Genomic DNA, 23,096 nt, shown 5'->3' with positions numbered 1-23,096 from the left:
GATCGGATTTTCTTCGGATGAAAGGAGAGAGCCATGAACGAGCAGGCGGCGTTCGGGACCTACAAGATCAGGAGAATTGCCATAGAGGGATTTCGGAGGCTGCGATCGCTGGATATTCCAGTGAGGCCCTTCATGGTCCTGATCGGTGCGAACGGGGTGGGGAAGACCTCCTTTTTGGACGCCCTTACGCTCCTCTCCGCCTCGGCCGCTGGGAGGTTGGGCGAAACCCTGTCCCGATTCGGAGGGGTCGCAAAGCTGTTGACTCGTGGCAAATGCGAAGAAATGGCGTTGGCCGTCGATATGGAGGTGCCCGGTTACGAGCCTCTGAGGTATCGGCTTCAAATGGAGCCCAGGGGAGCCGGCTCTTCCATAACCCAGGAGACGCTGTCGCAGCAGAAGTCGGATCGTCCCAGGCCTTTTTTTTACATCGACGCCCACCATGGGAGGGTCGAGTACTACAACACGGAGACGAAGCGCCTGGACGTCCCGGACTGGGACTACAACCCAGGGGAGACGGCCCTCTCCCAGGTCCCCAGGATGTTTCGTCAGCCGGAGGCCCTGCGCCGCGTCCTGGCGACCGCAACGCAGTATCATACCCTGGACGTGGGATCGAGAGCTCCGATCAAACTGCCTCAACCCGTAAAACCGGCTGACCTGCCGGGGGCAAATGGTGAGGCCCTTCTCCCGTTTCTGTACTCCCTGAGGGAGAGCGACCGGCCCCGCTTCGATGCGGTAACGGACGCCCTGAGGGCGGCTTACCCGGATTTCGAGGAGCTGACTTTTCCGCCCGCAGCCGCAGGGATGCTGGCTTTGTCCTGGAAGGACAAAAAGTTTGAGAGCCCGATATACGCCGATGAGCTTTCGGAGGGGACCCTGCGCTTCCTCTGGTTGACGGCCCTGCTGCAGAGCCCCGAGCTCTCGACGGTGACGATGATCGACGAGCCGGAGGTCAGCCTGCACCCCGAGCTTCTGGACCTGTTGGCCCAGTTGATGCGGGAGGCCTCCGCCAGGACTCAGTTGATCGTCACGACCCACTCCGATCGGTTCGTCCGTTTCTTGAAACCCGACGAGGTCTACGTGATGGATGTCGGCGAGGAGGGGGAGGCGACGATCACGCCCGCGGATACCCTGGATCTCGCCCGTTGGCTCGACGAATATTCCCTGGACGAGGTCTGGCGGATGGGGCGCATGGGAGGGCGGGCATGAAGCTCTCGATCATCGTGGAGGGCAGGACGGAGACCGCTTTCAAGGAAGCCCTCACCGCTTTTCTGCGCTCAAGAATTTCCCGAATGCCCAGGCTGGATTTCCTTCCTCAGGACGGCCGCATTCCAAAGGCAGAAAAACTGAAACGTTTGGTGCATAACTTGTTGCAGGGAGCTCGGATCACGTCATCGCTCTGACGGACGTCTACACGGGGACCCAACCGCCCGACTTCAACGATGCCGCAGACGCCAAAGCCAAGATGCGTCAGTGGGTCGGGAACGAGCCGAGGTTCCATCCACACGCGGCACAGCATGACTTCGAGGCCTGGCTGTTGCCCTACTGGACGACGATCCAAAAGCTGGCGCTTCACGACAAAGCCGCCCCTCAAGGACAACCGGAGACCATCGATCACGGGAAACCTCCGGCCTGTCATATCAAGGAAATCTTCGAGGCGGGGAAACGCAAAAAAAGTTACGTCAAGCCCCGCGACGCCAAGGCCATACTGCGGGACAACGATTTATTGATCGCAATCGGGCAGTGTCCCGAGCTCAAGGCCTTCGTCAATACGCTCCTGGTTCTGTCCGGCGGCCAGGCCATCCCGTAGAGGGAAACGACGGGTCCGGCACCGCTCACGTTTTGTCCTTCAGCATGGGGCGTGGGCTGCAACAGCATAGCCGAGTCGACCCGTTACGCTATTCGCGAGGGGGACCTGGACCTGACACCAATTCGCGTTTAACGACGTGGATCGCCTCCCCTGGAAGGGGAGGTGCCGCCAGGGGCGGCGGAGGGGTTCAGCCAGACGACACGACTTACGGACGCCGACAGGCGGCCGGCGTCGTGTCGGTCGGCTGTGCCGAAGCAAGGCAATGGATTGCCTTGTGGAGGCGTTGGCGGGAATGTCAGACAGGCGCGTCTTACGAAAAACACTCGCCGCCCCTCCCCCCTGTGGGGCAGCCCCTTGCAGGAGGGCCTTTCCTGCTTTTCTTTAAACGTGACTTGGTATGAGCTCTTCCCCGGCTGAAACCGCCATCCGAGGAAGAGCCGGTTTTCAGCCTCTCCGGAGCCACAAACTCAGAAAATAAGCGATCATAATAAAATAGGTCTGTCTGCCGATGAGTTTGACGACGAGAAGAAAGGATGCGTCGCCACGGTAGGCTTCAAAAGAGACGAAGAGATGCCACAGGAACCAGCTCAGACAGGGCAGGGAGAAGAAGGCCTCGTCCGTTCCCCTTTGGGAGAGGATGTCGTTTTGCTCCAGAAAGGAGCACAAGAGGTATGTCGCGGGGATCGAAAGGAGCCCGAACAGAAGATACATTCCGCTTCCGCTGAGAATCGGGAACAGCAGAGAACCCCCTACGGCTCCCAGTAACCGGATCCTGCGGCGGCGCTTCTCCTCCTTCTCGCGCCTCGCCTCGAAGAAGATCAAATTCGCTATGGCGTCCGCCGAAAAGCTCCCTTGCGGCACCGAAACGTCGTGATTCCGTTGTGTCGAAATAGACTTGTTCTCGAATTTCTCCTTCAGGACCGCGTAGGCCGTCCTCACCTCCTGATACTTCATTGCAGCCTCAGGGGACGGGTCGTTTTCAGCGCTGTAGAGACAGCACAAAAGGCAATAGGCCTGATGGACAGCAGTGAACGGTGAGTCTCCAGGTACTCCAAGGACGGCATAGGCTCGCAACTCATCCATACCCAAACCCCCTTCGGCATTACAGTGAATACAGACAAGTATAGGACATAACACGGCTTCGAGGAAGGGGCCTCGGCTCCCCAATCCACAGATCACGACGATTTTATCGAGGATCAAGCCAGTCCTTGCACAGGTTAAACTGACTCTGGCGTCGACGCCCGCACCCCGACGCCCCGGACGGGGCGTGACGCCGCGGGGCCGCTGCGCCGGTCCTCGACCCTGTCTGAGAAGGTCCGGGCCCCCTTTGCCCCATCGGCCCTGCCGCGTATAATAATTTATGATGTGGATTTCTGTACAAGGGACGAGCCAGCGGCGGCAATGGCCGGAGCTTTTTCACTCCGCGTTTCAGCGGAAAAGCGCGGCATCAGGGCCGTCGTTTCGAAAGCCATTCGGGGGGTGGATGCGATGCAACATCGATGCAAGGTCACGGTGATTGACAAGAGATGTTTTCCGGAATATCAGGAGAAGTACTTAGCCGACCCAAAATCCGGCCCCTGCCCCTTCTATCACGTCGGTGACGAGTTCATCTTCTACCGATACGCCGACGAAGACACTTTCTGGACCATGGGAAGGGGCAGTCAGTGCGGGGAGGCATGGGACTGCATCAGCCGCTACATCTACACCGCCCTGCAGGGCGGCAGCATCATGAGGCACTGGACCAACGACGAGAGGATGATGATCGCCTGCTGCAACGACGGAACGAGGCCGGTCGTCTTCAAGATCGAGCGCCAGGATTACAAAGTCGTCAGGCTGGCGGGGGCTGAAGATGCGGCGAGGGAGGTCGAGGCGAAGGCGGCGTTGGAGGCCCTGGAGGGCGTCGAAGGGGTCCTCGTTCGGCCGGATAAACGATGGATAGAGGTCTACATGCCGCCGGAGGGGACGGTTGACGACGCCCTGCTGAGGAAAGCCGTGTCGGCGGCGGGGCTTTCAACGGAAAGGATCGATTGAGCGAGTGACCGTCGCTCACGACAAGCCGGCAGCCTGCCGGATCAAGGCGACGGCCTGGGCGGCAGAAGGGCCGCGCGAGGGCGTCGTGGCGTCTTATCCCTGGGGGAGGTTTTCATGAACGACGTGGGCGGGGTTGACCGCGGACTGGAGCGCGGGCAGGACGATGCGGCGCGCATGGCGGAGCTCTACGAGGAGCTGGCGCACCATGCGCGCCTCTACTACGACGAGGACGCGCCGGAGATTCCCGACGCGGAATACGACGCGCTGGTTCGGGAGCTGGCGGAGCTCGAGCGCGCACACCCGGACCGGGTGCGGCCGGATTCGCCGACGCGCCGCGTGGGCGGCACGGTGCTGGAGGGGTTCGAGAAGGTGCGCCACGAACGCCCCATGCTGTCCCTGGACAACGTGTTCAGCGCCGGGGAGCTGTCGTCGTTCCTGGAGCGCATCCGGGGGGACGTCCCGGAGGACGACTGGACCTTCACCTGCGAGATGAAGATCGACGGCCTGGCCGTCTCGCTGCTCTACGAGGACGGTCGGTTCGTCCGGGGGGCCACGCGGGGGGACGGCCGCGTCGGGGAGGACGTGACGGAGAACCTGCGCACCCTGCGGACCCTCCCCATGCGCCTGAAGGGCGCTCCGGCGGGGCGCGTGGAGGTGCGCGGCGAGGTGCTGATGACGTGGGACCGCTTCAATGCGCTGAATGAGCGTCGAGAGGAACTGGGCGAGCCACCCTTCGCCAATCCGCGAAACGCCGCCGCGGGCACGATGCGCCAGTTGGACTCGCGCATCGTCGCGGAGCGCGGCCTGGACGCCTTCCTCTACTACCTCGTTGACGCCCCGTCCCTCGGCGTGACGCGTCAGGGGGACGCCCTGGAGTGGCTGGCGGAGCGCGGCCTGCCCATCCAGCCGGCGTGGCGGCGCTGCGCGTCGCTGGCCGAGGCGGAGGCGTTCATCGTCGAATGGCAGGAGAGGCGCTTTTCCCTGCCCTACGTGACGGACGGCGCCGTGGTGAAGCTGGACGACCTGACGCTTTGGGACGGCCTGGGGGCCACGGCCCACGCGCCGCGCTGGGCGGTGGCCTACAAGTACCCGCCGGAGGAGGCGCGGACGAGGATCTTGAGCATCGACGTCTCCGTGGGACGCACGGGAGCCCTGACGCCGGTGGCCAACCTGGAGCCGGTGCGGCTGGCGGGCACCGTCGTGCAGCGCGCGGGCCTGCACAACGAGGACGAGATTCGGCGCAAGGACGTTCGCGTGGGCGACGTGGTGCGCGTCCGCAAGGCGGCTGAGATCATCCCGGAGGTCGTGGCCGTGGAGAAGGAGTGCCGCACGGGCGCGGAGCGGCCCTTCGAGATGCCGGAGCGCTGCCCCGCCTGCGGGTCCGAGGCGGTGCGCCTGCCGGACGAGGCGGTGCTGCGCTGCCCGAACCGCGCCTCCTGCCCCGCGCAGCTGAAGGAGGGCCTGCGCTACTTCGCCTCCCGCGCGGGGCTCGACATACGGGGGCTGGGGGAGCGCCTGGCGGAGCAGCTGATCGACAGCGGCCGGGTCAAGACGCTCTCCGACGTCTACGACCTGCCGGAGGAGGACTGGGCCTCGCTGGACCGCATGGGAGAGAAGTCCGCCAGGAACCTGATGGGTGCGCTCGAGGCCTCGAAGGACCGTCCGCTCTCCGCGCTCATCGCGGCGCTTGGCATCCGCTTCGTGGGCAGGCGCGTGGCGGAGCTCCTGGCGGAACGTTTCGGCAGCATGGACGCCCTGTCGGCGGCCTCGGAGGCGGAGATCGCGGACGTCGAGGGCGTGGGGCCGGTCATCGCCTCATCCGTCGAAGCGTTCTTCCGCGATGAGGCGAACCTGGCGCTCGTGGAGCGCCTGAGGGAGCGCGGGCTGAACTTCTCCTCAGGGGATGCCGCCGGGCACGAGGGCACGGAGCTTGAAGGGAAGTCCTTCGTCTTCACGGGAGAGCTCTCCTCCATGAAGCGCGCCGAGGCGGAGGCGCTGGTCAGGGCCCACGGCGGCAGCGCCTCCGGCAGCGTCAGCTCGAAGACCAGCTTCCTCGTGGCGGGCGCGGGCGGAGGGAGCAAGCGGAGGCGGGCGGAGGAGCTAGGGGTCCCCATCGTCAGCGAGGAGGACTTCCTCCGGATGATCGGGGGCAGCGCCCCGGCTTAATCGCTCTTTTGGGGAAAGGCAAAAATCCTCCACCTTATATTCGGCAGCCCCCCAAGTCCGGAGGGCGGGATACGCCGTCCGCCTCTGGCGACCGGCGCAGGGGTCGCGTAAAATAACCGCCGGGTTGTCGAATTTGCCGAGTTTCGGGAGGAAGCTGAAAAGAGATGCTCGTACATTGGAAGAAACTGGTCCTTCTCGCGGCGCTGTGCGGCGCCCTCTGCTGCGCGGCCCTGGCCTTTGCCGCGCCGCTTCGGGACGCCTTTGGCGGCTTCGTCACCTGGCTGGTGGAGACGATCGGGCGCCTGGGCTACGCGGGGATAGCGGCCCTGATGTTCCTGGAATCCTCGTTCTTCCCCTTCCCCAGCGAGGTGGTGATGCCCCCCGCGGGGTATTTGGCGTGGCGTGGCGAGATGTCCCTCTGGGGAGCCATCGCCGCCGGCATCGTGGGCAGCGTCCTCGGCGCGCTCTTCAACTATTGGGTGGCGGTCCGCCTGGGGCGCCCGCTGCTCCTGAAGTACGGCAGGTACTTCCTGGTGTCGGAGGAGTCCGTGTCGAAGGCGGAGGGGTTCTTCATCCGGCACGGGCACGTCAGCACCCTCGTCGGCCGGCTGGTGCCCGTCATCCGCCAGTACATCTCGCTTCCTGCCGGCATCGCCCGAATGCCGCTCGGAACCTTCACGGCCTTCACGGCGCTGGGCGCCGGGGGGTGGGTCGTGGCCCTGACGCTCGTGGGCTACCTTCTGGGGGGGCACCAGGAGGGGCTGGGGCGCTACCTGCACGTCATCAGCCTGGGCTGCGTCGGCGTGGCGCTCCTCATCGCCGCGGGCTACGCCGCGTGGCTGTGCCTCAGGCGTCGGGCGTCGAAGGCCGCGGGCCCTGGAGGATTGGGAGGTAAATAACCACCCTGGCCCCGCGCTTTTGGTCCTTTCGGCTGGTGATCGCCAAGGAGCCCCCGTGCAGCGAGATCACCCGCCGCGTGAAGGCCAGGCCCAGCCCCGTGGAGCCCCAGCCGGACTGTCCCGCCGCCTGAGTTCCGCTGTAGCCGGGGCCGTTGTCGATGATCTCGAACTCCGCCATGCGTCCGTGGATGTCCAGCCGCACCTGCAGCAGGATGCCGTGGGCGCCCACCAGCGCGTTGCCGCGCCAGGCGTTGTCCAGGATGTTGAAGATGGCCCGGATGAGGCGCAGCTTGTTCGCCATGATGTGCGCTCCCTCGACCTCCGGGGCGGCGTGCATCGAAACCTCGTCCTTCCACGGGAAGGCGCTGCTGTGGCGCTCGATCGTGCGGAAGAGCTCGCTTAGGGCAAGGTCGTGCTTCTCGTCCCCCGACAGGAGCTCCTGGGTCATGGTTCCCATGTAGTCCGCGGCCTTCAGGAGGAGCGCCGTTCTCTCGGAGGGCTCCTTTTTGTCCATCATCCTTGCCGTGCCCTTGATGACGGCGATGACGTTCTTCATGTCGTGCACGAGGTTGTTGACGTCCAGCATGTTGATCCCGCTGACGCTCGTCTCGCCGCGCTTCAGCTCCGCGCCGATCCAGGAGTTCTTCAGGACGCTCAGGCGGATGGAGTACTTGACCAGCAGCCAGGACGAGGACATGGCGCCGGCCAGGAAGCAGAAGAAGAGCGTAAAGCCCGTCATGCTGACGAAGGCGGCGTCGGCCTCCGGCAGGGCGGACTGGGGGAAGGGCACCCCCGTGATCATCTCCAGGCTGTGGGAGGCGAAGAGCCAGAGGATGAGGGCCAGGCTGCGGTCCAGCACGTTTTCCACGCGCAGGGTGAGGGCGTGGAACAGGCACAGCAGGAGGAAGGCCAGGACGGGGCTCATGGAAAAGGAGAGCGTCAGGTTCGGGGAGAGGTGCGGCAGGAGCCACGCGGTTGCCATGAAGGCTACAGGAGGGACCACGATGTTGACCGCGTCCGCAAAATGCGCCGTGCGGTGCGAGAGCCTTCGGGCGACGGCCTGCCAGGCGACGACGATCAGCATGTTCTGCAGCCCGTGGATCAAAACCCTGGAGAGGGCGAAGGAGAGCGTCGTGACGTTGCCCTGCCTGTCGAGGAGATGTCCGTGAAGCCTCAACAGGAGGGCGTTGCCGTAGTAGACGACGAGGAACGCCGCCAGGAATACGGCGGCCAAAGAACAGAGCCGGGATATGATCTGAAGCGTGGCCCCGCGCTGCGGCGGAGCCTGAAGCCCGTTTTCCTCGAATGGCGTCGGCATGGTATGGCCTCCTCTGGTCTGCGCCGGGTGAATTGGCGGACGTCCCCGTGGGGCGTCCGGGACTTTGTTGTCGTTATTATAATAAACGATAATGGACGCTCAAGACAACGCTTGAGAAATTTTTTTGAAAAGGAGCGGCGCGAGGACACGTCATCGCGAGGAAATCATGAAGAACCCTGAGAGCCCTGCGGATAATTTGTTGACGGCGGAGGATGACGCCCTCTCCCTGAGCTGCGATGCCTGGAGGAGGGTGATGGAGGGGCTGGGCGAGCCGCGCTTTCGAGCGGATCAAATCTGCCAGTGGATCTACGGTCACAAGGTCTTCGACTACCACGAGATGAGCAGCCTCTCGAAGTCCCTGCGGGAGCGGCTGTGCGGGACGGTCCTGATGACCCTGCCCATCCTGATTCAAGACCGGCGATCGAGGGACGGCACGCGGAAGTACCTGTGGCAGATGGCGGACGGTTCGCGCGTCGAGTCCGTGCTGCTGGACCACGGAGGGCACAGGACGGCCTGCATCTCAAGCCAGGTCGGCTGCCCCCTCGCCTGCACCTTCTGCGCGACGGGGACCCTGGGCTTCGCGAGGAACCTGACGCCCGGAGAGATCGTCGGGCAGTTTCTTATGATGGAACGGCGCGTCCTGGACGCGGGGTTGGGGCCGGGGATCAACAACGTCGTCTTCATGGGGATGGGGGAGCCCCTGCTGAACGAGCGGAACGTCTTTGAGAGCATCCGCGCCCTCAACCACCCGAAGATGAGGAACCTGGGGGCCCGGCACATCACGATCTCCACCTCCGGCATCGTGCCCGGCATCGAGGACCTGGCGGACTTCGAGATTCCGCTGAGGCTCTCGATCTCCCTGCACGCGCCGAACGACGAGCTGCGGTCCCGGCTCATGCCCATCAACCGAAAGTACCCCCTGAGCCGCCTGGTGGAGGCGCTGCGCCTCTACCGCCGCCGTACGGGGGAGCGCATCACGATCGAGTACGCGATGATCGACGGGGTCAACGACGCCCCTCAGATGGCCTACGAGATGGCGGCGCTGTTGGACGGCCTGGACCCTTACGTCAACCTGATCCCCTACAACCCTATCCCCATGCGGCCGGACCTTCGCCGCTCTCCGGAAGGGCGCGTCAAGGCGTTCTGTGCCGCGCTGTCCGAGCTGCACATCGAGTTCGAGGTCCGGAAGGAGCGCGGCGCGGACATCATGGCCGCCTGCGGGCAGCTTGCGGCCGTCAAGGCTTAGGCTGCTGGCCGCTGCTCTCCAACCCACACCACCAGGAGGGAAAGGGTCCTGTCTATAGATATCCGCAGGCAGGCCATGCCACCACATCGTTTGAGGTGCTCTCGCCCTTCGCGAGCCAGATACCGATGACTATCCTGTGCGGGGGATGTCTGTCCCGATTACCGTGAACACGGCCCATTTCGCCCTGGGCCGCGTACTTTTTCCTGAGCTTGATGATCTGCCTCCGACAGAGGCTCATAAGCAGACGGCCAGCTCTCTGCGGCTGTAAGCCGCAGATGCTGTGCCGGTCGCTTATGTCGGGACGCGGCATCGTTGCCGCGTCTCGACGCAGATGGTTTATCGCTTCGATATGTAGACCATGACCTTGATACGCTTGATCTCTTTTTGTGGCAATGCCACTCGCTTCTGCTTCATACCTAAGTATCACCAAAAGACCTGCCTGCCGCGGCGGAGGGTGACATTTTCTCTGACTACTTATAGGGTGACATGATCACTGATCAACGACACAAACTTTGCCCCAACCCGCGGGGAAAAAAACAGCACCTTGCAGGGACTGTTTGTAAAAACAGTGTTAAGCTTAAGTCACCAAACAATAAGCCATCACCTGCGAGGTGCGAAGACCATTATGCCATACAGACGACCAAAAATCGAGGTTAAGACGACGGACAAGATGCAGGACATCACCCCTTTTGCCGGCCTTTTCCCCGTTATCGAACTTTGGAATCGGCTCCATCTTGACTAAGTCATCGATACTTTCATAGGAATCAGGAAGGACAAAGGGTACCGGGACTCCGAGCAGCTTCTGTCGATGGTCCTGCTGAACCTCAGCGGCGGCAGAGCCGTGGAACACCTGAAGTTTTTGAAGGAGCAGGCGGGGCTGAAGAAAGTCTCCCTGCCGTTTCCATCTCCGACGTCGGCCCGGGACTACGCCAGCTGTTTTCATAACGAATCGGAGGACCGGGAGCGGGGTCATGGTCGTTCCTTTGTCCCGGCATCGAATGAGGCGCTGAGGGGATTTGAGGAGGTGCACCGCCATCTTCTGAGGTGCGCGTTCGAGGCGTCTGCGCAGGAGGAGTTGACGCTGGACCAGGACGCGACGTTCATCGAGACGGAGACGAGCGGGGCGTTGTACAACTACCAGGGGAAACGGAGTTACGAGGCGTTGAACGTGTACTGTCCGGAGTACGACCTGCCTGTGGCGACGGAATACCGGGACGGGAATGTGAAGCCTGGGCACGGACAGCTGGAGCAGCTGCAGGGGGTACTGGCGCATCTTCCTGCGGGAGTGAGGAAGGTGAGGTACCGTTCGGACAGTGCGGGTTACCAGACGCGTCTTTTGCGCTATCTGGCGGAGGGTCAGGATGCGCGTTTCGGGGTGATCGAGTTTGCGATCTCGTGTCCTGTATACAGGGATTTCAGGGAGGCGGTGGAGGCAGTTTGTGAGAAGGATTGGCGCCCTTTGGGCAACGGTCAGGAATGGGCGGAGGTCATCTATGCGCCACAGTCTTTGAGTCTCGACAAGAACGGTCCGACGTACCGTTTTCTTGCCATTCGCGAGGCATTCGAGTTGGAGGGATCGGGAAAGAAGCTTCGACTGTCTCAGGAGCTGCAGGACTCACGGCAGCTGTTCATACCGGAGCTGATCGACGACCTGGAGTCTGAGAACGCCAAGGTGAAGAAGCTGCATCTGACGGAGCTTGGCGGCCACGTATACAAGGTGTTTGGTATCGTGACGAACCTGTTGGATTGGGAGGGAGGAGCGGTAATCCGTTGGTATCGTGAGCGGTGCGGCAAGTCAGAGGAAGTGCACCGCATCCTGAAGGAGGACCTGGCCGGCGGGCACGTCATCTCGCACCGATTTGGGTCGAACGCGTTCTGGTGGAATGTGTCGGTGCTGTCTCTGTCGCTGCACAGTTTGTTAAAGCGTCTGCTTCTGCCTGAAGCGTTGAGGAGTTACCGTCCCAGGACGCTGCGATTTGTGTTTTACACGAGCATAGGGCGTATGGTGCGCCATGCGCGCCGCATGGTGCTGCAGGTGAAAGGGGGAGTTGTCGGGAGTTGGTTTCTGGGAGCGTACCGGAAGCTTGAGAAATTGGCTATCTCGCTGGAATGAGCAGGAGAACGCTGGGCCAATAGCCGAGAGGGGGTGTGGGTGCGAGCTCACGCTGACGGGGTTATTGTGAGAACGGGAAGATATTTCCGTATTTGAAGGCAGCGGAGGGGTACAGAGCCCATTTTTTAAAACTTTTCCTCTGCCTGGCCCTTTACTTTGCCCGCGCTTTGCGTTCCCGTGGATTTGGGCAACGACACGTGGCTTGACAATTTTAATATTATTAATTAAACTGATTCTACGATAAAACTCGCAACAAAAACAGTGGTCAATGAGCATAACGGCAATTTATTTTTTGCCTAAGCAGGTTTTCCACGAAGAAAGGTGCTGCTACTTGAAGCGGAACGTTCCCCCGCCCCAAGAGGTGGAGATTTATGAGGCCGTTCTGTTCTGAAAGCAGACAGTAGGTTTAACAGATGGAGAAAGGTAGTTGATCATGCGTCTTACTGACGAAGAAAAGCGAATACTCGACGGAGCTGAAGGCGTCGGGAAGCAGAAAGCGATGGAAATGCTCTATGCGCTCGCCCTTACCTTTGACGCAGAGAAGCTTATTTCAATCAAGCGCGCCCATGTGGCGCTCAGCGGACAGGAGGGGGACACTTACTGGTGTGAGCTTCTGGCCGATGGAGGGGCGACCTGCGCCGTGCCCCCCACGACCAACCCCTACTGGGATACGGATTATCTCACGAAGTTCTACGACGTCACGAAGGAAGAGTTGGACCTTGCAAACCGGACGGGTGATGCCTACCGGAGGATAGGTGCCAAACTTACATACCATTGTGCTCCCGGCGTCTGCTCCAATGTCCCCTTTTTCGGCGAACACGTTGCCTTTTCCGAATCGAGTGCGACACCCTACGTCAATGGAGCGCTAGGAGCCCGGTCCAATCGAGAGTCCTCCATCAGCGCTCTGGCTGCAGCGGTAATCGGTGAAACGCCCTATTATGGATACCACATCGACGAAAACCGACGCGGGGATTTCTTAATTGAGGTCGAGGCTGAGATGAAGGACCATTACGACTGGGGCATGCTAGGGCATTGTGTCGGTCCCATAGCCGGCACCCGCATTCCCGTGTTGAAATTTAAAAAAGAAGTCAGGCCGGGACCGGAGGACTTCCTGTACTTCGGCGCCGAAGCCGCGACCAGCGGCTCCGTAGCGATGTACCACATGGTCAAAATCACGCCGGAAGCGCCGGATGTCGAGTCGGCTTTCGGCGGAAGAAAGGTTCCTGCAGCAGAGGTCGTCCTTACAAACAAGGACCTTGAGGCAGAGGAGGACAGGCTTACACCAGCTGTAGGCGATATTAATCTCGTCATGTTAGGTTGCCCGCACTACACCTACAGCCAGCTTCTTGAGGTAGAACGCCTCTTTAATGGGCGAAAAGTTAATCATAATACAGCTTTCTGGATACTGGCAGAATCGGGTGCTGTAGAGTTGGCGGAACGCTCGCACCTTCGCGAGCACTTGGAGCTTCTTGGCGTGCGTATGGTGGGGAATACTTGCATCGACGAGCCATGTTGGAAGTCCTTCGAGGGGAGTCTGGGACTTACGGACTCACCGAAGTGTGCCTATTACCGCGAGCGCCGCGGCCAGCCTTTTGCTATCCGCAGGCTCTCGGAGTGCGTTGAAGCCGCGATAAAGGGGAGGCTCGTATGATGGCTGACGAGATAAAGGTCTACAAATGCCGCGGTATTGTTAAAGGAAAAGCGGCGGGAGAAGCTATTGTCTCTCGGGACGCCATGTGCTTCTACCTTACGGACCCAATCACGGGAAACGTCATAGAGCGCAACCATGCGATTCAAGGTAAATGCATCGCAAACAAAATTTTAGCGCTCAAATCCGGCAAGGGCAGCTCCGTGGTGCAGGTAGATGGGTTCTATCAACTCTGGGGGAAGCACAATCTCCCGTCCGCAATCATCATTAAAGAGACGGAGCCCGTCATCGTTTCCGCCGCTGTTATGGTGGGCTGCACAATGGTCGATAGGCTAGAGGCGGACCCATTCAGCGTCATTCAGGATGGTGATTACGTGGAAGTTGACGCGGATGCCGGTGAAGTCCGCGTGCAGAAAAGTGGAAAATAGCGCTCCCACACTGCGCGGGGACGAGAGAAAAGGACTCAGAGAAAATGCCCGTACTGCTCGATGAATCCTATCGTTATCCTCTTCCCAAAATGCACCGCGTCCGGCAGCACTTTTCAAGGCCGAGGCTTGACGACCTTGAGGCTCAAATCAGGCGCGAGTTTGAAAAAGCCTGCATCGCGGACAGGATTAAGCCGGGCGCAAGGGTGGCCGTAGCGGTGGGGAGCCGCGGCATCAAAAACCTTGCACGGATCGTGAAGGAGGTGTTGGTGCAGATTCAGCGCTGGGGCGGCAACCCCTTTATCGTCTCCGCCATGGGAAGCCACGGAGGGGGAACTCAGGAGGGCCAACTTCATATCCTGAATTCTTACGGCATCACGGAGAACGCCATGGGCATTCCCATCATCACGGCTCCAGACGCGACGCGCGTCGGAAAGACAAAAAGCGGGCTGGAGGTGTGGGTCGATTCCGCGGCGCTTGAGGCAGACCTCATCGTGCCCATCAACCGCGTCAAACTGCACACGGATTTCGTCGGCGACATCCAGAGCGGCCTTTGCAAGATGTTGACGATAGGGCTTGGCAACCACGTGGGATGCTCGGCTTTACACGAAGCGAGCTTCGAGGGTTTTGCGGAAACCTTGATCGAGGCAGCGCGCATCGTCATGGCTCGTGCGCCTGTTGGGTTCGGCGTCGCAATCCTTGAGAACGCATATGACGAAACAGCCATGATCGAGGCTGTGCCTGTGGAGGACATCGTCGAACGAGAGAAGGAGCTTCTGCAAACGGCGAAGGGGCTCATGCCCACGTTGATGCTCCCCGACATCGACGTGTTGGTCGTCGAGGAGATCGGCAAGGACATATCCGGCGCCGGGTTCGACCCCAACGTTCTGGGCCGCAGTTCTCTCCTCAAGAAGTTCGTGCTTCCCGTGCCGAAAATTAAGCGTATGATCCTTCTGGATGTCACAGCCCCGTCCCACGGCAACGCCATCGGTGTCGGACTCTTTGACGTGATCACGCGCCGCGTCCTCGAGAAATTGGACCTTCCGTCCATGTACGCCAACGCACTGGCCGTTAAGGCGCCTGAGGACGTCAAAATACCCATCACGGCGGAATCCGAGGAGGAGGCCGTGCGCTTTGCCCTTCAGCTTGCAAGGGGGGTGGACCGGGCAAACCTCAAAATCGTGAGGATTAAAAACACGTTAAACTTGGAAACCATTGAGGTGTCGGAGGCGCTTCTCCCCTGCGTGGAGGGAAACAAAAAGCTGGAGCGCCTTTCTTAAGAGCTTTACAAAATATTGCGCAAGGATCAGTTTAACAAAGAAAGAATCGATTTCGCTTCTTAAAACGTCTTTATATATTTTATAACTGAGGAGGAAAAATACGATGAAAAAATTTCTTGGCGCGGCGCTTCTGGTGTTGATTGCAGCCTCAGGGGTCCAGGCAGCAGATTATACGATCAAGCTGGGGTACATCGGCTCTGAATCCCATCCGACGATGACGGTGATGAAGGATGTCTTCGCAAAGCAGATCGAAGAAGGCTCGGCGGGGAAAATTAAGGTGGAACTCTATCCTAACGGCCAGCTTGGCGGGGACCGTGAGCTGTGCGAAGGCGTGCAGCTTGGCGCCATTCAAATGGCCATCCCCTCCTCTTCCGTCCTGGCCGGTTTTGAAAAGCGCATTCAGGTGCTTGATCTGCCATACCTCTTCACGACGCGCGAGGCCGCATTTGCCGCAGTGGACGGCGTGCTTGGAGAGAAACTGAACGGGCTGACGGCAGAGAAGGGCATCTTGATCCTGGGCTACCAGGAGAATGGCTTCCGTCACGTTACCAACAACCGTAACCCCATTCACACGCCGGACGACATGAAGGGCCTGAAGATCCGCACGATGGAGAACCCGATGCACATCGCGTTCTTCAAGGCGCTCGGCGCCAACCCCACACCCATGAGTTGGGGAGAGCTTTACACGGCCCTGCAGCAAGGCACTGTGGATGCACAGGAAAATCCTTATGCGATGATCGATGACGGAAAGTTTTACGAGGTCCAGAAGTACGTTTCCGAAACGGGCCACGTCTTTTCCTTCGAGGTGTTGATTGCCAACAAAGCGTTCATTGACGGCCTGCCGGAGGCCCTGCGGGATTTGGTGTTGAAGGCCGCAAAAGATGCGACGGAAGCGCAACGCAAGGCCATGGCCGAAGAGGAGGAAAGTTTCAAGAAAAAGGTCACCGAAGCCGGGATGACCGCCAACGAGTTGACGGCTGAAGAGAAAAAACCCTTTGTGGCGGCAACGGCGGAGGTCTATCCGCAGTTCGCCGATGAGCTGGGACAGGATTTGATGGAAATCATCAAGCAAGTGCAGAAGTAGGCGCTCCCCGTGTTCCATTGGCGCCCCCGTCCCCCTGGGGGCGCCTTTTTATTCCGGTGATTCCGCGGTGAAAGGAACGGTTATTTTTCATGACGTTAAAAAAATTTCTCAACAACTTTGAGGAGTACTTCTGCGTCTGGACGCTTGCCATCATGACCATCGTCGTTTTTGTGCAGGTTGTGATGCGCTACGTCTTTGCAAACTCGCTCTCGTGGAGCGAGGAGTTGGCTCGCTTCATATTTTTATGGTTCTCCTGGGTTGGCGCCAGCTACGCCGTGCGCGAAAGAAGCCATTTTCGGGTGGAGATGCTCGTGGACCTGTTCAAGGGGGCATCCCGAATATGGATCGAGTACCTTGTCCTTCTGATCTGGTTTGCCTTTAGCTTTTTTCTGACATGGTACGGTACAAAACTCGTCCTCTTCATCCGTGGTGCAGGACAGGTTTCGGCCGCTATGCGCATGCCCATGACGTGGCCCTACGCCGCCGTCCCGGCAGGGTGCGCGTTGATGTGTGTGCGCCTCATCGTCGAAATATGGAAGCTCCACAAAAACGGCCTTTCACACGCTGAGAGTGGCGAGGTCAGGGCGACGGAGCTGAAGCCATCCGGCGACACGACAGAACCGTTAGAGGGAGGCAAGTGACATGGAGGCCATTCTGATATTCTCCATCCTCATCGTCACCATCGCATTCAGCATCCCCATCGGCATCACACTGGGACTTTCAACTTGGATCATGATGCTGTTTACGTCCAACATCCCGATGGTTATGATTGCGCAGAAGGCGTTTACAGGCTTAGACTCCTTCCCCCTTTTGGCCATACCATTCTTCATCCTCGCGGGTTCGCTGATGTGCAGCGGGGGCATCTCACGCCGCCTTGTCACCCTTGCCGAGAGCCTCGTGGGTTGGATCGTCGGCGGGCTTGCCATGGTGACGGTGCTGGCGTGCATGTTCTTTGCAGCGATATCTGGATCGGGTCCCGCGACGGTTTCCGCCATCGGCTCCTTTATGATTCCAGCCATGAAGGAGCGCAGGTACGACGCAGGGTTTGCGGCGGCCATCACCGCTGCGGCAGGGACCATTGGCGTCATCATCCCGCCGAGTATCCCTTTCGTCATCTACGGCATCGTCGCTAAGGCATCCATTGGCGATATGTTCATTGCCGGAATTGTGCCGGGTATTATTATCGGCATTGCTCTAATGCTCGTATGCTACTTCACGGCGCGTAAGCGGCATTATCTCAGCATGGCCGAGCGTCCGAAGTTTAGCTCCGTCGCCAAGGCCTTTCGTGAGGCGTTCTGGGCGTTGCTGGTCCCTGTCATCATCCTTGGCGGCATCTACGGTGGCGTCTTTACCCCAACAGAGGCTGCTGTCGTTGCCGTGGCCTATTCCGTCTTTATAGGCAAGTTCGTCTACCGTGAGCTGACCATGGCAACGCTCTATGACTGTCTTAAGAGCACGGCACTCATCAACGGTGCCACGTCCTTCCTCATTGGACTCTCCATGGCGTTCGCCAACTATCTTGCCATGGCGCAGATACCGGCGCACATCGCCCAGTGGTTCACAAGCTTCGCTGAAAGCCCTTTCCTCTTGATGATCATCATCAACTTTTTCCTGTTGGTCCTCGGCTGTTTTGTGGATAACATCGCCGCAGTCATCATCCTGACGCCTATTCTCCTGCCCGTTGTGCGTAGCATTGGCATTGACCCCATACACTTCGGGCTCATCATCACCGTGAACCTCGCCTGCGGGTTCATCTCTCCTCCCTACGGCATCAATCTTTTCGTCGCCTCAGCCATCTCAGGAGAGAATATAGAAAGCATCTCACGCGAGATCGTGCCAGTTTTCTGCGCCATGGTGGCCTGTCTTTTGCTCTTTACCTATTTCCCCGTGCTGACGATGGGACTCCTCAAGGTTCTCCGTTAACTTTCTCCGCACTTGAGCGATGGACTGGGGTATCCTTTTCACCGTCATAAACCAGTGCCGTGGTCCATACCTTCCAACATCGTTAGAATACGGTTTATAATACTTGCCAGATTGTCAGGCCAGACGCAACAAAAAGATTGAAACCATTTGGGGTAAAACGCCCTCGACTGCGCGGGGGAGAACGAAAAACTCAAGGACACAGGGGCCTTGAAGCTGCTGACGGAAAAGGCCGGACGCTGAAAAAGGAGAAGGGAGAAGGGCGCTTTGGGGAAAAAGTCCACTTCACTCGTTCGCAGCGTTTTGGGGTTTGTCTCGTTGTCTCTCTTGCTGCTCACGCTTTTCAGGGGGCAGGCAGGCGCCGGAACGACGGAAGAGCTCCTGGAGGTAGCCGGCAAAGCAGGGCCCGAAAAGGTGCGGCAGCTGATTCAAGACGGAGCGGACGTCAACGCGAAGAACGAATATGGGTGGACGCCTTTGATGCTTGCTGCGTACAACAACTCAAACCTGGCAACCCTGACGGCGCTGCTGGACGCGGGAGCGGAGGTCAACGTTAAAGGCACAGATGGCTTGACGCCGTTGATGCTTGCGGCCCAATACAACTCGAACCCGGAAGCCCTGAGGGTGCTGCTGGACGCGGGGGCAGACGTCAACGCCAAAAACAAATTTGATTTGACGCCTTTGATGCTTGCTGCGTACAACAACTCAAACCCGGAAATCCTGACGGCGCTGCTGGACGCGGGGGCAGATGTCAACACCAAACAGAAAGATGAGTGGACGCCGTTGATGGTTGCGGCCCGATACAACTCAAACCCGGAAGCCCTGAGGGTCTTGATGGAGGCCGGAGCGGACGTCAACGCCAAAAACAAATATGGTGCGACGTCGTTGATGGCTGCTGCGATCGAGAACACCCCGGAAGTTCTGAGGGCCTTGATCAAGGCTGGAGCGGACGTCAACGCCAAAAACAAAGAGGGTTGGACTCCTTTGATGCTCGCGGCCCAACACAACCCCAACCCCAAAGCCCTGACGGCGCTGCTGGAGGCGGGAGCGGACGCAAAGGCAAAGAACGACGAGGGCAAAACGGCCCTCGACTACGCAAGAATGAATGAAAAACTCAAGGCCACAGGGGCGTTGAAGCTGCTGGAGGAAAAGGCCGGACAAAATTGAAGAAAATGAAGGGCAAACGAAGGGCCGATGCAGGCCCTTCGTTCACGAGTTTGCTGAGGCCGCTGGATTGAAAACGCAGGCGGCGGCACGGTGTAACAAAACTGGAAGGGAGAGGAGCACGTTGGTGAAGAAGTCTACTTTACTCACTCGCAGCGTTTTAGGGTTCGTCTCGTTGTCTCTATTGTTGCTCACGCTCTTCAGGGGGCAGGCAAGCGCTGAGGAAATTGAAGGAAACGAATACCATGCTGCTCCTCACAGTGAGGACCAGCATTAGCCATTCCTAAAGCCCAAGAACATTGGGCAGCCAAAGAACAGTGGCTGGAATGTAGGTAATGAGGGCCAGCAGGATGAGAAGCGGGATGAGCATAAGGATGAGGTCCTTAAACATTTTCGTCAAAGTGGTATCCGCAATCTCGCAAGCGACGAAGAGACAGACTCCAAGCGGTGGAGTACACATGCCAATCGTCAGGTTGACCGCCACCATGACGCCAAAATGAATAAGATCAATGCCAAACGTCTGCACTAGAGGCAGAAAAAGCGGCACAAAAATCGTGATTGCACTTGTTGTGTCAATAAATGTTCCCGCAATAAGCAGGATAATGTTCATCACCATAAGCGCGCCCCACTTTGAGCTGATTACCGAGAGCAGGCTTTGAGCGATGGACTGGGGAATCATTTTCACGGTCATAAACCAGATAAACAAGTTTGCCGTCATCAGCACCGTAAGGATGACCCCTGTGGTCACTGCTGCATCAACGAAAGCCTTGGCGAGTGAACGCCAAGAGAGCTCGCGGTAGATCAACCCACCCAGCACCAAGGCGTAGGCTACCGCGATGGCCGCAGATTCCGTCGGCGTGAAGATGCCGCCTACGATGCCGCCAATGATGATTATGGGCATTAAAAGGGCTAACACCGCGTCACGAAGTCCTTGACGGATCTCAGACCATTTGGCCTTCTTTTCCCGCCCCACGTATCCCCTAACCTTGCTGATACGCCAGTTAGCGATCATGAGGAAAACTCCCATCAGGATGCCGGGGATGACCCCTCCCATGAAAAGCTTTGCAATGGAGCTACTGACGATGACGCCATAAACTACAAGCGGAATGCTTGGGGGGATGATGGGACCAATGGAGCCAGCCGTGGCCACCAATGCCGCAGCGTAGGGTCGTGAATAGCCTTTCACAATCATCTCGCTGATGAGTATAGCGCCGATTGCTGCCGTGGCCGCAATGGCCGATCCCGTGACTGCAGCAAATATCATGGAGGCTACTATGGCCACCATCCCCAGGCCGCCCGGCCAATGTCCGACCAACATATCGGCAAACGAAGTAATACGCTTTGAAATTCCGCCAACGGCCATCAAGTTGCCCGCTAAAATAAAAAGAGGAATGGCCACAAAGGCAAAGTTATCCGCCCCGGTGAACATACGCTGGACGACCACCTGTAACGGCAGTCCCGAACCGACCAAACCTGCCAGCGTGACAATTCCAAGAGAAAAGCTAATCGGAACGCCAAGAAGAAACACTGCAAACAGCGCAACGATCCAGAGCATCAGCGTCACCTTCCATCCACGGATTGGGTCATAGCCATGCTGCGCAAGAGTTTAACGGTATCGATCAGTAGGAAGATGAGCATAAAGGTGACTGTGATGGGAATGACATAATATATCCAGGCCATAGGCAGGAGAAGATAAGGGGTCACTTGATCGGCATTTGCCTGAGCAAAGGGAATACTGAAGCGAAAGACAGCACCAAGAAAAATCATCACAATGATGTTAGAAAGCAGGGCAAACCACGGCTGAATACGCTTGGGAAGCAGTCTTACCAAGACGTCGATGTTGAGATGGGATTTATTAAATACCCCGACGCCCATGCCAAAAAACACGGAATAGATAAAAGATATTCTTGTGACATCTGTCGCCCATGGCATGGGCATATGGAAAACGTAGCGCTGAACGACCTGGCCCAATGTCACCAGGAAAACGACAGCCAGGCAAATTCCCGATGCAGTCGCAAAAAGCCATCGCATCTTCTGCAACGCACTCACTCCTCTACAGACAGTTCCAAACGAAAAAAGGGGGGCAACACCCCCCTTATCACAAGGCGAGCAACAAATGTTTCGTTTGTTATTGGGCCTTGGCAATCGCGTCCCGAATTCTCATGACCAGTTCTTCGGGCACAGTGTCCGAGATCACCTTATAGAGGTCCTTTGTCAATTCGGCAAAAGCGGCGTGGTCCGGATTTTCCTCGATTTCTACCCCCGCTTTTCTGATGATCTCCAGACGTTCTTTTTCGAGCTCCGCCAACTTGACACGCTGCAACGTGGCCGTCTTGATTGCGGCATCCTTCAAAATCGCCTGATACTTTGGATCCAGTCCCTCAAACCACTGCTGGTTCACGATAACCAGTGCGGGTTCGTAGGTGTGGGCTGTCATGGAAACGTACTTCTGCACCTCGTAATACTTCATGGAGTAGATCGTAGCGATAGGATTTTCTTCGCCATCCGTCACCTTTTGCTGCAGCGCTGAATAAAGCTCACCAAAGGGGATCGGCGTCGCGACGGCTCCCAGCGCCTTCATGAATTCAATCCATATCTTGGACTCCTGAACTCGAATCTTGAGCCCCTTAGCATCCTCCGGCTTCTTGATCGGGCGAACATTGTTCGTCATATTGCGGAAGCCCACTTCCCAATAACCAAGGTTGACGAAGCCCTTATTCAGCATATAGCCGTTCAACTCGGCGCCAATCTCCCCGTCCAAAACAGAGTAGACGGCATTCTTGCCCGTGAAGAGGAAGGGGATGCCAAACACCTGCAACTCCGGCACAAACCCTGCCATGTTGCTGGCCGCCAACTCGCCAATCTCGACAGTCCCCATGCGAACGCTCTCTGCCAGTTCGCGCTCCCCCCCAAGCTGCCCCTGTGGGAAGATCGTAACCTCAATTTCCTTGTTTGAAGCCTCCTCAACAAGGCGCTTGAATTCCATTGCCCCAATGTGGTACTGATGCTCCAAACTGCCACCATGCGCCAACTTGATGTTGACAGCTGCCGCAAAGGCTGCTTTCGTCCAAAAACCTACGCACAACAACGCAACAACGCTCAACAACATTCTTCGTTTCATCTTCATTCGCTCCCCTCTTGGATTTCAGGAATCGTGCTCACCCAAATTAAAGTCAATCCGGCATTATCGCTCCACCTTGTATATTCCCGGCACTCGATCGTTAAAGACCGTCAGGAACCCGCGCGTTTTTTCCACCTCATCCATATCGAGGATGACAAAGCCTGCCTCCTCGCCGGCGCCGGCCTGGAAGAGTACCTCGCCTTTTGGCCCAAGGATCATGGAACGTCCTCCAAAGAGCGTATCCTCGGACTCGCCGCACCGGTTGCAGGCGACGACATACATCTGGTTTTCAATAGCACGGCTCCGAAGCAACGCCTCCCAGTGATCAATTCGAGACATGGGCCACTCCGCACCGACGAAGAGCACTTGCACGCCATCCAGCGCATAAGTCCGCACCCACTCGCAAAAACGGATGTCGTAGCACGTCACGCAGCCAGCGCGGATGCCGTCCACATCAAAGAGGCACTCTTTCCTCCCTGGAACAAAGTACTTATCTTCCTCCATAAGGCGGATGAGGTGCACTTTGTCGTAATACTCAACGAGCTCGCCACGAGGATTGACAACCTGTCCTCGGTTTGCGAACCCCTCAGGCGTGGAAGCAAGCACCGTCCCCCCCGCAAACCAGACGCCGTACTGTCTGGCAAGGGCGCCAAGAAACTCCGCCGCCCCCTTCCCTTCAGGGTCAGCCAGCTCCTTCGCGCGGGGAAGAGCGTAACCCACATCCCAGATTTCCGGAATCACGAGCACCGTCGTAAGGTCGGACGGCACCAAGGCTGACTTCAGCCATCTCTGAAGCGTCGCCCTATTTTTCGTCCGATCGCCCAGGACTACGTCAAATTGCAGGACACCAACGCGTAGTTTCATGTCGCTCTAC

The 23,096-nt window shown here is 58.6% G+C and carries 21 protein-coding genes; 15 read left to right on the top strand and 6 right to left on the bottom strand.

What is annotated here, in order from left to right:
* Positions 1-33 precede the first annotated feature (33 nt).
* From ACK28C_RS06555 to ACK28C_RS06545, 3 genes are read left to right on the top strand one after another with little or no spacing between them, the layout of a single operon-like run.
* Positions 34-1,206, top strand: coding sequence for an AAA family ATPase (locus ACK28C_RS06555; protein WP_409151934.1), 1,173 nt, complete (start codon positions 34-36; stop codon positions 1,204-1,206).
* Positions 1,203-1,400: a hypothetical protein gene (locus tag ACK28C_RS06550; protein WP_015556472.1), complete on the top strand. Its 198-nt coding sequence runs from the start codon at positions 1,203-1,205 to the stop codon at positions 1,398-1,400. The genes ACK28C_RS06555 and ACK28C_RS06550 overlap by 4 nt, the downstream gene beginning before the upstream one ends.
* The gene (locus ACK28C_RS06545) at positions 1,391-1,807 is read left to right on the top strand and encodes a DUF4276 family protein (protein WP_208874004.1); all 417 of its coding nucleotides are present in this window, start codon (positions 1,391-1,393) and stop codon (positions 1,805-1,807) included. The genes ACK28C_RS06550 and ACK28C_RS06545 overlap by 10 nt, the downstream gene beginning before the upstream one ends.
* Before the next feature lie 444 nt (positions 1,808-2,251).
* On the opposite strand, the gene ACK28C_RS06540 is transcribed toward ACK28C_RS06545, so the two are convergent.
* A complete protein-coding gene (locus ACK28C_RS06540) occupies positions 2,252-2,890 on the bottom strand; it encodes a J domain-containing protein (RefSeq protein ID WP_015556470.1) in 639 nt (212 codons plus the stop codon).
* Positions 2,891-3,208: 318 nt separating this feature from the next.
* Between ACK28C_RS06540 and ACK28C_RS06535 the strand changes: the two genes are divergently transcribed.
* The 3 genes from ACK28C_RS06535 (at position 3,209) to ACK28C_RS06525 (ending at position 6,903) form a co-directional block, all read left to right on the top strand.
* A complete protein-coding gene (locus tag ACK28C_RS06535) occupies positions 3,209-3,838 on the top strand; it encodes a TIGR04076 family protein (RefSeq protein ID WP_015556469.1) in 630 nt (209 codons plus the stop codon).
* 114 nt (positions 3,839-3,952) lie between these two features.
* Positions 3,953-6,004: an NAD-dependent DNA ligase LigA gene (gene ligA, locus ACK28C_RS06530; RefSeq protein ID WP_015556468.1), complete on the top strand. Its 2,052-nt coding sequence runs from the start codon at positions 3,953-3,955 to the stop codon at positions 6,002-6,004.
* Between the two features lie 164 nt (positions 6,005-6,168).
* The gene (locus ACK28C_RS06525) at positions 6,169-6,903 is read left to right on the top strand and encodes a DedA family protein (RefSeq protein WP_015556467.1); all 735 of its coding nucleotides are present in this window, start codon (positions 6,169-6,171) and stop codon (positions 6,901-6,903) included.
* Here ACK28C_RS06525 and ACK28C_RS06520 read toward each other — a convergent pair.
* A complete protein-coding gene (locus tag ACK28C_RS06520; protein ID WP_015556466.1) occupies positions 6,851-8,221 on the bottom strand; it encodes a HAMP domain-containing sensor histidine kinase in 1,371 nt (456 codons plus the stop codon). The genes ACK28C_RS06525 and ACK28C_RS06520 overlap by 53 nt on opposite strands.
* A gap of 166 nt (positions 8,222-8,387) precedes the next feature.
* Here ACK28C_RS06520 and rlmN point away from each other — a divergent pair, with 166 nt between their 5' ends.
* The 9 genes from rlmN to ACK28C_RS06475 all read left to right on the top strand — a co-directional run bounded on the left by rlmN (position 8,388) and on the right by ACK28C_RS06475 (position 19,104).
* On the top strand, positions 8,388-9,467 hold the full coding sequence (gene rlmN, locus ACK28C_RS06515) for a 23S rRNA (adenine(2503)-C(2))-methyltransferase RlmN (RefSeq protein WP_208873044.1): 1,080 nt from the start codon (positions 8,388-8,390) through the stop codon (positions 9,465-9,467).
* Between the two features lie 808 nt (positions 9,468-10,275).
* Positions 10,276-11,580 (top strand): hypothetical protein, encoded by a 1,305-nt coding sequence (locus ACK28C_RS06510; protein ID WP_409151932.1) that lies wholly within the window; start codon positions 10,276-10,278, stop codon positions 11,578-11,580.
* A 433-nt stretch (positions 11,581-12,013) separates the two neighbouring features.
* Positions 12,014-13,231, top strand: coding sequence for an aconitase X catalytic domain-containing protein (locus tag ACK28C_RS06505; RefSeq protein WP_015556465.1), 1,218 nt, complete (start codon positions 12,014-12,016; stop codon positions 13,229-13,231).
* Positions 13,231-13,656, top strand: coding sequence for an aconitase X swivel domain-containing protein (locus ACK28C_RS06500; protein WP_015556464.1), 426 nt, complete (start codon positions 13,231-13,233; stop codon positions 13,654-13,656). Before ACK28C_RS06505 ends, ACK28C_RS06500 begins: the two co-directional genes overlap by 1 nt.
* Positions 13,657-13,700: 44 nt before the next feature.
* The gene (locus ACK28C_RS06495) at positions 13,701-14,933 is read left to right on the top strand and encodes a lactate racemase domain-containing protein (RefSeq protein WP_015556463.1); all 1,233 of its coding nucleotides are present in this window, start codon (positions 13,701-13,703) and stop codon (positions 14,931-14,933) included.
* Between the two features lie 103 nt (positions 14,934-15,036).
* On the top strand, positions 15,037-16,017 hold the full coding sequence (locus tag ACK28C_RS06490; RefSeq protein ID WP_015556462.1) for a TRAP transporter substrate-binding protein: 981 nt from the start codon (positions 15,037-15,039) through the stop codon (positions 16,015-16,017).
* Between the two features lie 89 nt (positions 16,018-16,106).
* Positions 16,107-16,658, top strand: a complete 552-nt coding sequence (locus tag ACK28C_RS06485) for a TRAP transporter small permease (protein ID WP_015556461.1) — start codon at positions 16,107-16,109, stop codon at positions 16,656-16,658.
* A gap of 1 nt (position 16,659) precedes the next feature.
* Positions 16,660-17,940, top strand: a complete 1,281-nt coding sequence (locus ACK28C_RS06480; RefSeq protein WP_015556460.1) for a TRAP transporter large permease — start codon at positions 16,660-16,662, stop codon at positions 17,938-17,940.
* A gap of 315 nt (positions 17,941-18,255) precedes the next feature.
* Positions 18,256-19,104: an ankyrin repeat domain-containing protein gene (locus ACK28C_RS06475; RefSeq protein ID WP_409151931.1), complete on the top strand. Its 849-nt coding sequence runs from the start codon at positions 18,256-18,258 to the stop codon at positions 19,102-19,104.
* Between the two features lie 280 nt (positions 19,105-19,384).
* Here ACK28C_RS06475 and ACK28C_RS06470 read toward each other — a convergent pair whose 3' ends face one another.
* The 4 genes from ACK28C_RS06470 to ACK28C_RS06455 form a co-directional block, all read right to left on the bottom strand.
* Positions 19,385-20,656, bottom strand: a complete 1,272-nt coding sequence (locus ACK28C_RS06470) for a TRAP transporter large permease (protein ID WP_409151930.1) — start codon at positions 20,654-20,656, stop codon at positions 19,385-19,387.
* A gap of 5 nt (positions 20,657-20,661) precedes the next feature.
* Positions 20,662-21,132, bottom strand: coding sequence for a TRAP transporter small permease (locus ACK28C_RS06465; RefSeq protein ID WP_409152645.1), 471 nt, complete (start codon positions 21,130-21,132; stop codon positions 20,662-20,664).
* A 97-nt stretch (positions 21,133-21,229) separates the two neighbouring features.
* The gene (locus tag ACK28C_RS06460; protein WP_015556459.1) at positions 21,230-22,228 is read right to left on the bottom strand and encodes a DctP family TRAP transporter solute-binding subunit; all 999 of its coding nucleotides are present in this window, start codon (positions 22,226-22,228) and stop codon (positions 21,230-21,232) included.
* 57 nt (positions 22,229-22,285) lie between these two features.
* The gene (locus ACK28C_RS06455) at positions 22,286-23,086 is read right to left on the bottom strand and encodes a carbon-nitrogen family hydrolase (RefSeq protein ID WP_015556458.1); all 801 of its coding nucleotides are present in this window, start codon (positions 23,084-23,086) and stop codon (positions 22,286-22,288) included.
* Between the last annotated feature and the right edge of the window lie 10 nt (positions 23,087-23,096).

The sequence above is a fragment of the Fretibacterium fastidiosum genome (assembly GCF_964642095.1).
Classification (GTDB): Bacteria; Synergistota; Synergistia; order Synergistales; family Aminobacteriaceae; genus Fretibacterium; species Fretibacterium fastidiosum.
The sequence above is the reverse complement of the archived record's forward strand: the minus strand, read 5'-3'. Positions and strand labels throughout refer to the sequence as shown.

Coding starts and splice junctions, on each gene's coding strand:
- ACK28C_RS06495 (WP_015556463.1), top strand. CDS start 13,701: ATGCCCGTACTGCTCGATGAATCCTATCGTTATCCTCTTCCCAAAATG.
- ACK28C_RS06490 (WP_015556462.1), top strand. CDS start 15,037: ATGAAAAAATTTCTTGGCGCGGCGCTTCTGGTGTTGATTGCAGCCTCA.
- ACK28C_RS06460 (WP_015556459.1), bottom strand. CDS start 22,228: ATGAAGATGAAACGAAGAATGTTGTTGAGCGTTGTTGCGTTGTTGTGC.
- ACK28C_RS06485 (WP_015556461.1), top strand. CDS start 16,107: ATGACGTTAAAAAAATTTCTCAACAACTTTGAGGAGTACTTCTGCGTC.
- ACK28C_RS06500 (WP_015556464.1), top strand. CDS start 13,231: ATGGCTGACGAGATAAAGGTCTACAAATGCCGCGGTATTGTTAAAGGA.
- ACK28C_RS06550 (WP_015556472.1), top strand. CDS start 1,203: ATGAAGCTCTCGATCATCGTGGAGGGCAGGACGGAGACCGCTTTCAAG.
- ACK28C_RS06525 (WP_015556467.1), top strand. CDS start 6,169: ATGCTCGTACATTGGAAGAAACTGGTCCTTCTCGCGGCGCTGTGCGGC.
- rlmN (WP_208873044.1), top strand. CDS start 8,388: ATGAAGAACCCTGAGAGCCCTGCGGATAATTTGTTGACGGCGGAGGAT.
- ACK28C_RS06520 (WP_015556466.1), bottom strand. CDS start 8,221: ATGCCGACGCCATTCGAGGAAAACGGGCTTCAGGCTCCGCCGCAGCGC.
- ACK28C_RS06455 (WP_015556458.1), bottom strand. CDS start 23,086: ATGAAACTACGCGTTGGTGTCCTGCAATTTGACGTAGTCCTGGGCGAT.
- ligA (WP_015556468.1), top strand. CDS start 3,953: ATGAACGACGTGGGCGGGGTTGACCGCGGACTGGAGCGCGGGCAGGAC.
- ACK28C_RS06510 (WP_409151932.1), top strand. CDS start 10,276: ATGGTCCTGCTGAACCTCAGCGGCGGCAGAGCCGTGGAACACCTGAAG.
- ACK28C_RS06540 (WP_015556470.1), bottom strand. CDS start 2,890: ATGGATGAGTTGCGAGCCTATGCCGTCCTTGGAGTACCTGGAGACTCA.
- ACK28C_RS06505 (WP_015556465.1), top strand. CDS start 12,014: ATGCGTCTTACTGACGAAGAAAAGCGAATACTCGACGGAGCTGAAGGC.
- ACK28C_RS06535 (WP_015556469.1), top strand. CDS start 3,209: ATGGCCGGAGCTTTTTCACTCCGCGTTTCAGCGGAAAAGCGCGGCATC.
- ACK28C_RS06555 (WP_409151934.1), top strand. CDS start 34: ATGAACGAGCAGGCGGCGTTCGGGACCTACAAGATCAGGAGAATTGCC.
- ACK28C_RS06480 (WP_015556460.1), top strand. CDS start 16,660: ATGGAGGCCATTCTGATATTCTCCATCCTCATCGTCACCATCGCATTC.
- ACK28C_RS06465 (WP_409152645.1), bottom strand. CDS start 21,132: ATGCGATGGCTTTTTGCGACTGCATCGGGAATTTGCCTGGCTGTCGTT.
- ACK28C_RS06470 (WP_409151930.1), bottom strand. CDS start 20,656: ATGCTCTGGATCGTTGCGCTGTTTGCAGTGTTTCTTCTTGGCGTTCCG.